Consider the following 14,394-nt stretch of genomic DNA (forward strand, 5'->3'; position numbering starts at 1 on the left):
CCCAAATCTGCTATTTTTTGCTTTTTTAGTCATTCTTTTTCTTGAAAACCTTGTATTTCCAGCCTCGCCGCCCTTGAAAGGCACCTGAAACGAAACGACCGATGCGACAGGAAGACGCAAAAAAAATGTCGGAAAAGGGAGCGACAAAAAGGTGAAGAAACGAGAACTTCCCTTCTGCTCCTGGAACCGCAAATAAGTTTAATTCAAGGCTATATGACAACAAACATCAACATAACACAGACTTGGTGGAGATTATTCTCCGCAGTCGGCTCAACCCTCATCACTTTGGTGGCTTGGTTGGGATATATGGCTCTCTGCATAGTCGGTGAAGTCATATTGGGAATTGTGAAGTTCATCTTCGGCATCATCATTTCCATTCTTTCTATGGTGGTACTGATTGGAACATTCATTTGGTTATTAACACTTTAAAGTACAAGCGATATGAACAGAAGCATTGAAGCGATACCTACATGGGCACTCTGCTACATCATCAATGGCGATGCAAGCGGACTGACAGACGAGGAAATCCGTATGGTGGACGAAGCCATACGCAAGAACAATATTGAGATAGTAAGTCCAAGATACAACGAGGACATGTGCACAGAACCTTACTTCAGCCATTATCCGTTCTTCGGACTGCCTACAGAAGTTGAGGACTGCGACATCATCTATCACGAGTAACGAACCCTTTAACAACATCAGATATGAACACTACAGAATATTTCAAGAGAACCATACAAGCCTATTTGGAGGAGCGTGCAATGGAGGACGAACTCTTTGCAGCCAAGTATGACAACCCCGACAAGAACATAGACGATTGCGTCACCTACATACTTAATTGGGTACAGAAGAGCGGTTGCAACGGCTTTTGCGATGACGAGATATATGGGCAAGCCATCCACTACTACGAGGAGAAGGACATCGAGGTAGGAAAACCATTGAACTGCCAAGTGTCTGTTAACCACCACATCGAACTCACAGAAGAGGAGAAGGCACAGGCAAGACAGGAAGCCATCCGCCAATATCAGCAAGAGCAGATGAACAAGATGCGTAACAGAGATACCGCCAAACGCACCTCACAGAGAACGGAATCAGAAGTACACCAACCATCATTATTCGACACGTTATGAAACCAAGAACGAAATATCAGAAGCAAGTCGTAACCTCAAACAAGGGGTTACGACCTATCAAGGGAGCGCAAATGCAATGGGCATTCCGTGAATGTCTTGACCACTATGCCTTTCAGTTGAAGCACGGACAGACCACTTGCATGGACTGCGGACACACTTGGACTACGGACGAGAATGCGGACAAATGTGTCTGCCCGAAGTGTAAGGCAAAGTTGGAAGTGCAGCGCACCAAGCGACAGAAGGCAATGTCTTCTACCTATTTCAGTGTACTCTCCGAGCGCAAGGGACTGCAACTTATGCGAGCATTTCAGATGAAAGCCTATTACCGCAAGGGACAAAAGGCAGAAATCAATTGTTGGGAGGTGGCACGTTATTGGATGAACGAGAAAGGCAAGGTGGAGGTTATGGCACGCAAGCGCACAATGGGTATCTATATGGACACGTTCTGCTACGACTCCGACATTGAACTGCGCAGGGACAACACCACCTATCAGCATATTGCTTCATTTCCGGTCTGCCCCGATATGAAAGTCATTCCTCAGATATGGCGCAACGGCTTTGAAGGAGCGTTTCACGGCATCGAACCGCTTACATTGTTCAAGGCGATGCTGACAGACCACCGCATCGAAACGATGATGAAACAATGTAGTTACGGACACGTCCGCCACTTCATAGACCACCCACGGCACTTGGAAACTTGTTGGAATGCCTACAAGATAGCCAACCGCAACCATTACCTTATTACAGACATCGGCAAATGGGCGGACTACATCTGTATGTTGGTAGAAATGGGCAAAGACATCAGAAGTCCACATTACATTTGTCCCGACAATCTTGAAGCCGAGCACGACAGAATATCCGAGAAAATCAGAGCCAAGAAAGAAAAGGAGCGCACCGAGGAGGAGATACGCAAGGCATTGAAGAACGAGGACAAGTTCAAGGAAATGAAGAGCCGTTTCTTCGGTTTGATGTTCACGGACGGCAATATCGTGGTGAGAATGCTTGAAAGCGTCAGGGAGCACGTTCTTGAGGGCAAGGCGATGCACCATTGCGTAGGCAGCGGTACAAACTACTCACTCAATCCCGACTGCATCATCTTCTCTGCAAGAATAGCCGAACAAAGAGTTGAAACAGTGGAGTTTTCACTCGAACAGATGAAAGTCGTACAATGCCACGGACTACAGAACAAGGACACCGAGCACCATGCCGACATCATCAACTTGGTGAACAGCAATGCAAGACTTATAGAGCAACGTATGGTTGCAACGACATGAAATCCATATCGGCGGAGCGATGAAAATTCGTTCCGCCACTTTCTTTCATGAGCCGAGGAGCGGAAAAGAAAGTGGCAAAGAAACCGTCTTTTCCTTATCTGCGATGCTTGCAAAGAACAAAGGACAGCCCCCAATCAAAAGGACTGTCCTATTTTATAAAACCTTATTCTATGGAGTAAACAAGAGCAGATACTCCATTTTTCTTCTTCGCTCGATGGAAGGCACTATCTTTCCGTTCCACCTTTTGAAGTCCACATAGTCACGATAGATGTTTCTGTTGCCACTTCGCATCTTTGCATACATCCGGCTTTTCATCACCTTTCCACACCCCACATTGTAGGCAAGTGTAGCCAAGAGCAGCGAGTCACGACCGAAACCACGAAACATGGCGCAGAGTTTTCTGAGGTCAGAGCGCAGCAAGGCATCGGCTTGCCGCTCCGTCATTCTTGGAGAAAACTTCTCTCCAGGCAACAGCTTGTGTCCATATCCGACATAAGGATGGTGCTTCGGTCCATGCAGACCCTCGTACTTCTTGATGCAGGCGACAGCCAACTCAAAACGTGACACATGACGAACTCGCTTTATCGCCCCTTGCGTCTGGGCAGACAAGCTGCCCGACACAAGAAGCAAGGCTAACAATATCATCAACCTCATACGCTACCGAGTTTGTTGGCACTTCTCGCAAACTCTTCCTCCTCGTCTGTGTCGTTGAAACTGAACTCCATTTCGTATGACTTGCCGAAGTTGTCCTCTACCACCACAGTCAGCGTCTGTGTCTCCGTACTTGCCGAGGTATAGTAAAGACGGAACTTCTCGTTCTCCAACAGATAGCGGTCGTTTGGCTGGAACACCGTTCCGTTCTCCATTCTCAACGAGCCTTTTCCGTCATGCTGAAAATAGCGGATGGTGTAGATGGTGCCGTCAAACTTTCCCTCCGCCTTCAACTCGCAGCGGATTTCAACAGTCTGTCCACGCACAATGTCCTTTGGTACAGGCATCGTCTCCACCTTGAATGGATACGACTGCTGAATGTCCAGCTCATCGCTGCACGATGAAAGGATTACCGACAAGGCACACACGAAAAGGAATGCCAACATGCTCACTGATTTCTTGATTTTATTGTTCTTCTTCATTGTCTTGTTGCTTTTTGAATGATTGTTACTTTCTTGTCTTATGGCTCATCAGGTACTCGTTCAAGTCCTTGTAGCCAGTGTATAGATGCGAATGGTCAATGACCTTATCGCCATATCGCTTTTGCAGTTCGACACAGGCATTCTCGCCTGCCTCGTCATTGTCCAAGTGACAGTACACTTGTGCATAGCCATCTAAAAGATGATGCACCTTTTGCATATTAGCCACCGAATTGAGGATAATATGATCCTCACCACGACCTATGCCGAGAATTACGGCAGAGAGGAAATCCATAAAACCCTCGTACAGATGGCAGACGTTGCTGTTCCTGCCAATGAGAGTGATGTCCTTTGGCGACACGCAACCTTTGAAGAAGCGGTTTCGTATCTCGTAGCCATAGCTGTTGTTCTTGAAACCGACAGCAAAAAACTGTTTGCCATTGTATCGGTATTCCACCTGACAGCAGAAACGGCTCGCCACGTCAGCCGATATGCCACGCTCACGCAAGTACTGCCTGAGAGCAGGATGACTCAAAGGCTTTTCCACAATATCACTAAAAGGATTGCCTTTTACCTTAACAGCCTTTTCCGCTATCCTTTGATAATGCGGAAACGATGTCGGGAAACTGCCACCAAGCGTTTCAGATATGAACTTGGCTTGTGCCACAAACTCATTGCTGTTGATGAACTCCCCTGCGAGGTTGAAGATGTCACCACCTCTGGCGATGCCATAATCATACCAGACATTCTTGTCCGTTGATACCCGAAGCGAAGGATTGCGGTCATTGCGGTATGGCGCATGATACCAAAGTCCCGAAGCCTTGTGCTTGACAGGCTCAATGCCGAGAACATAGAGAAAGTCCACAATAGGCACTTGTTTGATTTCATTGATGTCCATAGGCTCACTGTTTTAGTTGATGATGAACTTCATGCCAATACCAAACTGCGTGTGGAAATGTCCCGTGCTGTTGCCCCAAACAAGCCTTTCCTTAACGGAAGCGGTCAAAGCTATTGCATCGGACAGGTATATTTCCGTTTCAAATGCCACGGCACCACCATATATAAGTGCTCCCTTGTTCTGCAAGGTCGCTCCGTCTGACATGGTTCTCTTGCCCCAGTTTACGGACTCATAGCCAGCCAGTGCCGTACCTCCGATATAGAACAGCACCGTCTTACTGTTGTCGGAAAGGAAGTTGTAGGAATAACCGAACTCGCCCGTAATTTGTGCTATTGGAACGGAAGTTTCACGGTAAGGCAGATTTACTTGCAGATATTCCGCCCCATATATCCACTTGTCACCACCCTTGGTATAGCTTGAAAGTCCGAGACCTGCATAATAGCCTGCCTTGCAGGACTTCTTGCCGTTATATACACCGTCAGCCATGCCGACCTTCACCTCGATGCCTTTCATCTGAGGAAGACATCTTTGGGCGAATGCCTGCCCTGCGGTGAGGGCAAGCATTGCCATGATTGCAATGTTTCTTCTTTTCATCCGTTACTTCACGCTAAGTTCGTTGATTGTCAAAGCTCGCACCAAGTCGCTGTTCTCCACTACAAACGACTGATGGCGACCGCCTTCCTTCTCGTTCATCTCCACGACAAGCTCCTTGTCGTCAGGAATGGTAAATTTCGGTAAGCAGAACACCGTCTGCTCCGTTTTCTTGCCAGCCACACGCACCACATAGTTGTAGGCACGGACAGGAAGAAGCACCTGCTCCTGAATGGCGGTTCGCTTCACCACCTTCTTGTCAACAACCTTGAACGTGATATAGTCCACGTCAAACGGCACGTTGCTCTGGTTCTTGATTTCTGTGTGGAAATACAGCAAGTCGCTGTGTACATAGATGCCCTTCAAAAGGTACTGGATTCCGAAACGCTTGCTGCCGATGTGCTTCACCTTGCGCTTGTTCTCCTTATGAATTGACTTCATGATGAGGTGTACCAACATGGGGCTTTCCTTGCCCAACTCCTTGAGATAAATCTCCTGCGCATTGTTCGGACGGTTCACCGCCTCACCGTCATGGATGAAGTCCGCCATCTCGATATTGAGCATGAGCGGTTCCTTGGCATACTTCACATTGAATGTGTAGAATGAGCCATCCTCCGTGATGACGCTCATATTGGTCTCTTTCTTGAAGTTCTTCACGGCTGCTTTTACACGGATAACATTCTCCGCACCGTCCGCCTTGCCAGCTATCAAATCCTCTGAACCCAAGTCAACGTACTTGACAGAGGCAGGAAAGAGAATATGAACCGTCTTGTCATAAGTCACTTCCAAACCATGAGGTGGAATCATGCGGTCGAAGGTCAGCTTCTTGGTCAAGCCGTGATAGAGGTTGCTGTTCTCTTCCTTCTGCGGATACACCTCCTTGGTCAAGGTCAGTTTCTCTTCCTGGTCGGAAGAAACATTGCTTACTTGCTCAGTCTTTACAGACTTCTGCGCTTTTTTCTTGCCTGTCTTCTGCGCTGATGCAGTGCAGGCTACACCCAGCATAAGGGCGAACATGATTGTTGTCTTCTTCATTTTAGTTTGCTTTTAATTAAACTTTTGGATTAAGTGGTATAAATGTTGTTGCCTTTCGGCTAATCTTCCTCTTGGTAGAGCATGACCCTGTAGCCAGCCTTCAGGTGTATCTTGACGGTACGCATCTTCTTGGAGATATACTGCGACACGCCTTGTATGACACCTTTTCCCAAGTCGGAGGCAAGTTGTGCCCCGGCATTGGAGGAAATGTTGATGCTGCTGTTCAGCGAGCTTCCCATGTTGGCACCGACTTCCTTGGCTGCGTCAACCTCCATCGACTTCGGAATGAAGATGCCCTCCTGACCGTCATTGTCATAGACGGCAAGCTCAATCGGGATAATCATGCCGTTGTGCTCAATGGACTTCAAGGCTATGGAAAGCCTTTCGCCTTGCAATCGTGCCACTCCGAAAATGACAGAATTTCGTGGTATCTCCCTATTGCCGACACGCATAGATTCCAACAATCTCAACCTTACTGCCTGTCCGTCCGTTATGGTCTGGTTGCCGTGGATGCAGGCAGAAATCGTGTTTTTGTCGTAAACACCACCTCTTCCGATGGCGGTATTGAACCTTGCCGAAGCCTTTTCCGAGTAAGAGGCGACAAACTCCTCGTTACTCATGGAGCGGTTCAAGGACGAAACTACACGCCTTTGCACTTGCCTTACAGGTGTAATCTTGGCTTTCTTGCCCTTGGTGACAGCTTCCTTGTTTTCCTCTGTTACTGTTTCAGTCGATGAAGGACTTGCCGCATTGACATTTCCACCAGGCATGTACTTTGCCGCAAGTTGATAGGACTTCTCCATAAGGGCAACTTGCTCGTCCATATTGGAACGCTTGTTTTCCTGCTGCATCATGCTTGCCTCCAGCTCGTCAAGACGTTTCCTCAACTCAGCATCTTCGCTGCTTCCCCCTTGCTGTGGCTGTTCATAGAAACCGCCCAAGGTTGTGTTCAAGGTTTGGTATGCCTCGGCAGACGAGCGGATGGCATCCGCCTCCTGTCTTTCCGCTTTTGTTGGCTGCTGCCCAGACTGCATCAGGTCAAAGTCCTTTTCTTGCCGTGTAGCAGTCGAATCAATGCCTGGCATGTACTCACCAAGAGAGTTCATTGCTCTGCTTTTTTCCTTTTGCTTGTTGGCAAGATCCTCCTTGGAGTATGCCTTGCGCTTGTCCGCCTCCACATCTGTCTTCTCCGCATCGGGCATTTCCATGTTGAATCCCTTGCTGCCTTTCTCACCCTCTGATGCAGACGGCTTGAAGATAAGCCATAGCACCAGACCGCAGACGAGGCACATGCATGGTATGGCAATCATCTTGTTGCGCTTGATACGCTGTTCCTCTGTCAAAGGCTTCTTTTCCTTTGGAGCCTTATCTGGCTCCACCTTGTCATTCTTCTCCTTCTCCATGTATCAATTCATTTTGATTGGTCACTTGCTGCCCCTTGTCGGTAGGCAACTTTACACTCTCAATATGCTCAACCTCTATATTTGAGGTCTTGCCGTTTCCGAAGTTGATGATAGCTGAACCTATCATGTAAAGGCTACAGAGGGCAAACAAGCCGAACATGACGAGCACGACTTTCAGTCTCACCCTTGGCGGAAGGGAATCCAGCCTGTCACGCAGTCTTCCCTTCATACCATTCACCTTTTCTTGGATTGTCTTAATCGGATTTTCCATTCTTGCTATTTTTATCGTTCTACTGTACTGATGTCCCTGTTCTCCACAATGGTGAAACCTTCAATGGTAAAACCATTCGGGTTGTCGTCGGAGCGTGTGGCATTCACTAACCTGCATACGGTGACAAGACTTCTCTCCGTCACGTTGCTCTCTCGGAGTATCACCTGCCGTGCGTAGGTCTTGGCTTGATAAGGGTAGTTATCAAAGTTACAGACCACGCTGTCAACTTGCAGCGACTGGTTGATGTTTCCTGCAATGAGTCGGTTGTAAAAACCTTTCTCCGCAAAGTCCTGGTAATAGTTGTATGCGCTCTTGTCCGCCAGCAGCAAGGCTCGTTTCACGTTGTGCTCGATGGCGCTCTTTTCGGGAGATAGCGTAAAGAACAGCTCATGAAAGCGTCTCACGTGTTCCCTTGCCTCGGCTGGTCTGTTCTGTGACAGGTCTTGCGAGAGGGCGAGCATCAGCGACTTGCCTCCATCAAGGACGTATATCTTCTCGCGCTGCTTCTCCGCAAATCTGAATGCAAACACCACCGAACATATTGCAACAACAGCGCAACCGATGACGAGGACGATGCAGAACAGGCGTATCTGCCTGAACGAGGTCTCGATATTCTTCAATGACTTGAATTCCATTTTTCTTTTCGTTGTATTGTTCATGAATGACTATATTTTCTTAAATCCGCTCTTGATGAGCCTTCCGGCACGTCCTGCCACATTTCCAGCCGTTGCTCCTGCGATGCTTCCGCCCAGTGAGCCTGCCGTGTTCACATTCCGGTTGTAGTTGCCGATGCCACCACCTGCCTGTATGATCCATCCTGCCACGGTCGGTATGGTGAAGTAACCGATGATTCCGATGATGAGGAAAACGATGTAAACACCGTTGCTTGCCTCAATGGAAAAGTTCGGGTCGTTCTGCAATGCCTCGATGTCGTTTTGCAGCATCAGCACCTGTATCTTGGCAAGGATGGTACTGAACAAGTCCGAAACGGGTAGCCAGAGATAAATCTGTATGTACCTGCAGAACCATTGCGTCAGCGTGGACTGGAATCCGTCCCATACCGATATGGCGAAACAAAGCGGTCCGAGGATGGACAGGACGATGAGGAAGAATGTCCTCAGCACGTCTATGACCAGTGCAGCGGCTTGGAACAGCAGCTCCAGCAGTTCACGGAAGAAATCACGGATGCTTTTCTTCATGCTGTACATGCCACGCTCCACATACATTCCCGCCATTGTCACCACGTCGCCGGGTGACCAGCCGAGTTCGTCAAGCTGCTTGTCAAACTCCTCGTTGCTCACAAGGTATGCGGTTTCCGGATTGCGTTTCATCGCCTCATACTCCAACTTGTCTTTCTGCGCCCGGTATTCATTCATGTCGAAGGTCTGTGTCTCCAACATGGAATGTGTACCTTGCACGATGGGACTCATCACGCTGTTGAGCGTACCGAGCACGATGGTCGGGAAGAACATGATGGCAAGTCCGATGGCAAACGGACGGAGCAGCGGAAATACGTCTATCGGCTCTGCCCTTGACAGTGACTGCCAAACCCTCAGGGCGACATAGAACAGCGCCCCAAGTCCTGCAAGTCCCTTGGCGATGTCCGTCATGTCGGAGCACAGCGGCATCATCTCGTCATACAGGGAACGCAGTATCTGGTGAAGATTCTCGAAATCCATAGGCTACCAGTATTTCTCGTTCGACTTGCCGTAGAGTCCCATGATGCGGTCGAGGTCGTTTTTTTTCTTGGCACGCAGATAACTCACGGAAATATTCTTGTTGGTATAATAGCTCACGAGATTGCGGTAACGCTTCATCTTCGAGTAGCAGCGTTCCACCACATCCATTCGCTCCTTGTCCGTCATGGAAAGGGTCGTGATGTTCACCACGTTCTTCAGTTCTGTCAGCACATCGTTGCTTTCCTCCAGCAGTTTGGTGTAGCCGAAGCCGATGGCGGAGAGTTCCTCCACGGAGAAATTGTCATCGTGCATCATCTTCTGATAGTTGTTGATGTAGATGTCCGTGATGTCGCCCACCATGAGGATGGTCTGCTGCACCTTGCGTGCGTCCTTGACGAGGTTGTTCACCGACTTCAGCGCATCGTAGTACTTCTTGCCCTGCTCGTAAATCTTCACGGTCTCCTTGAAGTTGTTGATCATGTTCTGAGCCGTCGAAGACGTGTGGACAATGTTGTTGGACGAGTTGATGATACTCTGCGCAATATTGGTAGGATCTATGACAGACCACTGTGCGCTTGCCTTTCCCACCATCAGCAGGAACAGGCAGATTGTCATGATTACTTTTGTTCTCATTTTACTTTTGGATTAAGTGGATAATGAATTTACTTGTTCTCTTGTTTGTCCTCTGCAAGCTGCCGGATGGCGGCTTCCACGTCAACACCGAGTTTCTCCGCCAATGCCCTCACCTCCAGTTTCTCACTTTCCTCTGTCGTATAGGCGAGATATTCCTGCGTGGACACTTCTGTGGCATATACTGCCGACTGCGTTCCTCCGAGTCCTATCCATACTTCCTTGTAGAGACGTGACGGGTCGTTGGACAGGTTGATGGAGAGAATCTGCGACTTCTCCTTTTCCGTCAATCCGAGCAATGACTGTATCTGCTCGAACTTGTTCATGAACTTCCTCTGGTCAAGGAGTATCTTGCAGTCTGAGTTGTTGATGATACTGTCCTTCACGATAGCGGAGGATATGATGTCCTCTACTTCCTGCGTCACCACAACCGCCTCACCGAAGAACTTTCTGACCGTCTTATAGAGATACTTGATATAGGAAGCCATATTTGCCGAAGCTATCGCTTTCCATGCTTCTTCTATCACTATCATCTTGCGGATGCCTTTCAGGCGGCGCATCTTGTTGATGAACAGCTCCATGATGATGATGGTCGTGACCGGGAACAGGATTGGATGGTCCTTGATGGAATCAATCTCGAAAACGATGAACCGCTTGTGCAGCAGGTCAAGCTCCTTGTCGGAGTTAAGCAGATAGTCATATTCGCCACCCTTGTAGTAAGGTTCCAGCACGTTGAGAAATCCGTCTATATCAAAATCTTTCTCACGGACTTTCTTTTCTTCCAGTACCTTGCGGTATTCCGTTCCCACAAACTCATAGAAGGTATTGAAGCACGGCACGATGTCGCTTTCCTCTTTCAGTTTACCGATGTAGAGCGACACGGCATTTGACAAGGCGACCTCTTCTGCTCTTGTGGCAGGCTCGTTGTCCTTCTTCCAAAGTGTCAGGAGCAAAGTCTTGATGCTCTCACGCTTCTCGATGTCAAAGACCTTATCCTCGGTGAAGAACGGATTGAACGAGATGGGACTCTCGTCCGTATAGGTATAGTAGATACCGTCCTTTCCGCCTGTCTTTCTGTTGATCATCTCGCAGAGTCCCTGGTAGGAGTTTCCCGTATCGACCAAGACCACATGCGTGCCTTGCTCGTAATACTGTCTGACGAGGTGGTTCATGAAGAAGGACTTCCCGCTTCCCGAGGGTCCGAGCACGAACTTGTTGCGGTTGGTTGTTACGCCTTTTCTCATCGGCAGGTCAGAGATGTCAATGTGCAGCGGCTTGCCACTGATGCGGTCTGCCATCTTGATTCCGAACGGCGAGGGAGAATCCATATAGTTGGTTTCCTCCGTGAAGAGGCAGGTTGCCTGTTCGATGAAGGTATGGAAACTCTCCTCTGACGGAAAATCCCCCTCGTTGCCGGGTATCGCTGCCCAGAAAAGTGTCGGACAATCCACCGTATTGTGGCGTGGCACACATTCCATGCTTGCCAACTGACTGCCCACATCATTGCGAAGATGCTTCAACTCTTCCATATCCTCGCCCCATGCCAAGACATTGAAATGGGCACGGACAGACTGCAAGCCTTGTGAGTGAGCCTCGTTCAGATACTCGTCAATCCATTCCTTGTTGATGGCGTTCTGTCGGCTGTACCTTGACAGCGAGTGCATGTTACGTGCGGTCTTCTCGAACTTCTGCAAGGTCTCGTCACTGTTGTCTATGAATACATACTGGTTATAGATATGGTTGCAGGACAACAGCAAGCCAACTGGAGCGGCAAAGGAAAGTCGGCAGTCACTTCGGTCAGTTGACAATCGCTCAAAGCGGTTGTCCGTAGATACTTCCGTTGGCAGGTCTTCCGTTTGTGACAAGGTATGCAGACAAAGATGTTTGTTTCCTATACGCATACCACTTGCAGACAATTCCATGTCCTCCAAACATTGCACGTTCTCAGTGGAGAGCGAGAGGTACTTGCCTACAAGTCCGGTTGTCCGTTCCGTGCCTGTGATTTCCTCATCCGTCAGTCTGCGTAAGGAGATATAGCCGGAGTCGTTGATGATTCTGGCGAACTGCTCCACGGCATCGAGGAATCTTGCGACCGTTTCCTTGTCCTTGATTTCCTTGGGGATGATATGCCCACGGCACAAGGTGGAGAAATTGCTTTGGTGTGCCATACGCTCCTTGGTGGTCTTGGTGAGGAACAGGTAACACTGGTGATGCAGGTAAGGACGCTCATTGAAGTGTCGCTCATAGCTTCTTGACAGAAAGCTCATGTCACTATTCTGCAAGTCCGGCGAATAATTCTCTTTCACGAACCAGTCCTGCTTGTGGACAATGCTGTAGTCGGGCAGCACCTTGATAGCCTTGCACCATGCGGCATGTACCGACTCATACTCCTGCGATGTCACCGTGAAGATTTCGGGGAGTGTCACCTCGTAGGCGACCGTGATGTCGCCATCCTTGGAGATGATGCAGCCTTGCTCCACGGCAAGCAACGGGAATTTGCTTTCAAGGGTGCTTGATTTTCTGATATTTCTCATTCTTCTTTCTTTTTATGTTTGAACATTCGGTTTGTTTTCCTTCGGTTGAGGATATAGCGTGGATGGCTCTTGGCGGCAAGAAGCTTCATCAGTCCATGCTCGCCGTACTTGTTGTTCAGATGGAATGTTCCCCATACAAGCAATGATCCGAGCGTGAGACCCAAGCCGATGCAGACCAATTGATCCGCACCTGCCATATAGAGGACTACCACAAGGAAGAAGACGACAAGCAGTCCACCTGCGAAGATGAAGAGGTACTGTGCCTTCAGTCCCTTGAACTCAACCGAATGACCGATGCCCTTGTTGATTGGGTAGTCAGCCATAAGTCTTATACCTTATTATATTATAGGAAGAACGAGCGGAGGATGGTTGCGCTCACGATGAGGAAGATGCAGGCTCCGAACCAGCTTGCGGCAGTCTTGCTCGTGTCGGGGTCGCCAGACGAGAACTTGCCATACACCTTGATGCCTCCGATGAGACCCACCACGGCACCGATGGCGTAGATGAGCTTCGTGCCCGGATCAAAGTAGGAGGTCACCATGCTTGTTGCCTCGTTGATACCTGCAAGTCCGTTGCCTTGCGCGAATGTCTGTGATACGGCTGCGACAATCATCGCAGCGAGAAGAATGATTCTGTTTTTCTTGTTCATAAATCGTTTTTTGTCTGTGCCTTGGGGATTGGATTGTCCCGTCTGGCGGTTGATACTTTTGTTTACTCATGCGGCATGATGCCGACTTGTGGATTCAGTGGCGAGCTGAGATTTTAGCCGTAGTCTTTCTTTTTCATTGGTGTACTTTAAAATTATTGTTAGAGGCGATATGCCTTGAGTCCCTCATCAAATGCAGCCTTGATTTCGGCAGCATGGATAGCAAAATGCTCGTTGATGATGTTGTCAATGAAACTTGCTACAGTAGCCTGTCCTTTACCAACCACATTCACAAACTTCATAATGCGCTCATGTGTCTCTTCTTTGATGCATACCTGTTTACCATTTCTTGCGGTAAAATCAGCTTTGGACATAAACTTGTCTATATACCCAACTTTCTTTTCAGCTTGGGATGACACTGTTACATTTACTGTGGACTGAATACTGATGTATTCCTTTGTCGCACCATTCTTTCTTTTTCTGTTTCTTTCCATTGTTCTCTAAATTTTATTGTTATACAAAATCAAGGATATTGAAGTCCTCTATGCTATCTGGCACTTTAAACTCCTTCTTTGGCTTGGACGTTTGTTCTATCTTATGTCCTTGCAGGTAAAAGGTGACGAAATCATGGATGTTCTTCTTGCACTCCTTGCTGTTCTCCATGAATTTCTCATAGAATTGGTTGCCATCCATCTCATGGAAGACTTTTCCTGCATGTCGTTTTTCCTTGTCCGTAGCTTTTGAAGCCTTGACCGTTTTTACGGCTGTGTCAATGTCTTCAAAACTTGACCCTTTGGCTTGCGGCACATCGGCATCACCCTCATCGTCAGAATATTTCACATCAACGTCCTCTATGCGAACATTCGTAAACACATCGTCAAGCTGTTCGTCAGGAATCCTTGCTGTGTTCTTTGGAGAATCCTCGAATGTCACATCATTCTCTAATACTGGCTCAGACTCAGTTTGTTTCTGTTCCGTTTCTTCTTTCTTTCGCAGTTGGGACACCTTGAAAAGGCTTTTGCCAACGAGTGCCATAGGGTCGATGGAGGGCTTTTCCTCTTCTTCCTTATTGTTCGCTACTTCAAGGAGCAACTTGTTGTAAAAATAGATAGTCCAGACATTGAATGCAACCAAAACTATCATGAATATACTTTCCATTGTCATGCTTATTCC

The 14,394-nt window shown here is 48.2% G+C and carries 18 protein-coding genes; 3 read left to right on the forward strand and 15 right to left on the reverse strand.

Annotated features, from left to right (window positions below; all coding sequences use genetic code 11):
- Window positions 1-441: 441 nt before the first annotated feature.
- Genes DWV53_RS08715 through DWV53_RS08725 form a run of 3 tightly spaced genes read left to right on the forward strand, consistent with a single transcriptional unit; the run spans window position 442 to window position 2,404 of the window.
- Entirely contained in the window at window positions 442-681 is a 240-nt protein-coding gene (locus tag DWV53_RS08715) for a DUF6926 domain-containing protein (RefSeq protein ID WP_089544682.1), read from the forward strand.
- Between the two features lie 23 nt (window positions 682-704).
- Window positions 705-1,130, forward strand: a complete 426-nt coding sequence (locus DWV53_RS08720) for a PcfK-like family protein (protein ID WP_118152990.1) — start codon at window positions 705-707, stop codon at window positions 1,128-1,130.
- On the forward strand, window positions 1,127-2,404 hold the full coding sequence (locus DWV53_RS08725) for a PcfJ domain-containing protein (RefSeq protein ID WP_118152992.1): 1,278 nt from the start codon (window positions 1,127-1,129) through the stop codon (window positions 2,402-2,404). The genes DWV53_RS08720 and DWV53_RS08725 overlap by 4 nt, the downstream gene beginning before the upstream one ends.
- A 168-nt stretch (window positions 2,405-2,572) precedes the next feature.
- Here the strand turns inward: DWV53_RS08725 and DWV53_RS08730 are convergent, their stop codons facing one another.
- The 15 genes from DWV53_RS08730 to DWV53_RS08800 all read right to left on the reverse strand — a co-directional run bounded on the left by DWV53_RS08730 (window position 2,573) and on the right by DWV53_RS08800 (window position 14,379).
- Entirely contained in the window at window positions 2,573-3,058 is a 486-nt protein-coding gene (locus DWV53_RS08730) for a lysozyme (RefSeq protein ID WP_118152994.1), read from the reverse strand.
- Window positions 3,055-3,537, reverse strand: coding sequence for a DUF3872 domain-containing protein (locus DWV53_RS08735; protein ID WP_118152996.1), 483 nt, complete (start codon window positions 3,535-3,537; stop codon window positions 3,055-3,057). The genes DWV53_RS08730 and DWV53_RS08735 overlap by 4 nt, the downstream gene beginning before the upstream one ends.
- A 25-nt stretch (window positions 3,538-3,562) precedes the next feature.
- Entirely contained in the window at window positions 3,563-4,432 is an 870-nt protein-coding gene (locus tag DWV53_RS08740; protein WP_118152998.1) for a toprim domain-containing protein, read from the reverse strand.
- 12 nt (window positions 4,433-4,444) lie between these two features.
- Window positions 4,445-5,026 carry a conjugal transfer protein TraO gene (locus DWV53_RS08745; RefSeq protein WP_118153000.1) on the reverse strand — a complete coding sequence of 194 codons (582 nt, stop codon included), beginning with the start codon at window positions 5,024-5,026 and terminating at the stop codon, window positions 4,445-4,447.
- A gap of 3 nt (window positions 5,027-5,029) precedes the next feature.
- Window positions 5,030-6,058, reverse strand: coding sequence for a conjugative transposon protein TraN (gene traN, locus DWV53_RS08750; protein ID WP_118153001.1), 1,029 nt, complete (start codon window positions 6,056-6,058; stop codon window positions 5,030-5,032).
- 59 nt (window positions 6,059-6,117) lie between these two features.
- Window positions 6,118-7,461 (reverse strand): conjugative transposon protein TraM, encoded by a 1,344-nt coding sequence (gene traM / locus DWV53_RS08755; RefSeq protein WP_118153003.1) that lies wholly within the window; start codon window positions 7,459-7,461, stop codon window positions 6,118-6,120.
- Complete coding sequence (locus DWV53_RS08760; RefSeq protein WP_068856389.1) at window positions 7,442-7,732, reverse strand: TraL conjugative transposon family protein; 291 nt, start codon at window positions 7,730-7,732, stop codon at window positions 7,442-7,444. The genes traM and DWV53_RS08760 overlap by 20 nt, the downstream gene beginning before the upstream one ends.
- An 11-nt stretch (window positions 7,733-7,743) precedes the next feature.
- A complete protein-coding gene (gene traK, locus DWV53_RS08765) occupies window positions 7,744-8,367 on the reverse strand; it encodes a conjugative transposon protein TraK (protein ID WP_068856390.1) in 624 nt (207 codons plus the stop codon).
- A 30-nt stretch (window positions 8,368-8,397) separates the two neighbouring features.
- Entirely contained in the window at window positions 8,398-9,411 is a 1,014-nt protein-coding gene (gene traJ, locus DWV53_RS08770; RefSeq protein ID WP_068856391.1) for a conjugative transposon protein TraJ, read from the reverse strand.
- 3 nt (window positions 9,412-9,414) lie between these two features.
- Window positions 9,415-10,026 (reverse strand): DUF4141 domain-containing protein, encoded by a 612-nt coding sequence (locus DWV53_RS08775; RefSeq protein WP_370867672.1) that lies wholly within the window; start codon window positions 10,024-10,026, stop codon window positions 9,415-9,417.
- A gap of 47 nt (window positions 10,027-10,073) precedes the next feature.
- On the reverse strand, window positions 10,074-12,575 hold the full coding sequence (locus DWV53_RS08780) for a TraG family conjugative transposon ATPase (protein ID WP_118153005.1): 2,502 nt from the start codon (window positions 12,573-12,575) through the stop codon (window positions 10,074-10,076).
- Window positions 12,572-12,898: a DUF4133 domain-containing protein gene (locus DWV53_RS08785; RefSeq protein ID WP_118153007.1), complete on the reverse strand. Its 327-nt coding sequence runs from the start codon at window positions 12,896-12,898 to the stop codon at window positions 12,572-12,574. The genes DWV53_RS08780 and DWV53_RS08785 overlap by 4 nt, the downstream gene beginning before the upstream one ends.
- Before the next feature lie 20 nt (window positions 12,899-12,918).
- Window positions 12,919-13,224 carry a DUF4134 domain-containing protein gene (locus DWV53_RS08790; RefSeq protein ID WP_068856396.1) on the reverse strand — a complete coding sequence of 102 codons (306 nt, stop codon included), beginning with the start codon at window positions 13,222-13,224 and terminating at the stop codon, window positions 12,919-12,921.
- Between the two features lie 158 nt (window positions 13,225-13,382).
- On the reverse strand, window positions 13,383-13,715 hold the full coding sequence (locus DWV53_RS08795; RefSeq protein WP_118066950.1) for a DUF3408 domain-containing protein: 333 nt from the start codon (window positions 13,713-13,715) through the stop codon (window positions 13,383-13,385).
- 19 nt (window positions 13,716-13,734) lie between these two features.
- Window positions 13,735-14,379: a hypothetical protein gene (locus DWV53_RS08800; RefSeq protein ID WP_233339821.1), complete on the reverse strand. Its 645-nt coding sequence runs from the start codon at window positions 14,377-14,379 to the stop codon at window positions 13,735-13,737.
- Window positions 14,380-14,394: the final 15 nt, after the last annotated feature.

It is taken from the genome of Segatella copri, from assembly GCF_003465495.1.
GTDB classification, from domain to species: domain Bacteria; phylum Bacteroidota; class Bacteroidia; order Bacteroidales; family Bacteroidaceae; genus Prevotella; species Prevotella copri_G.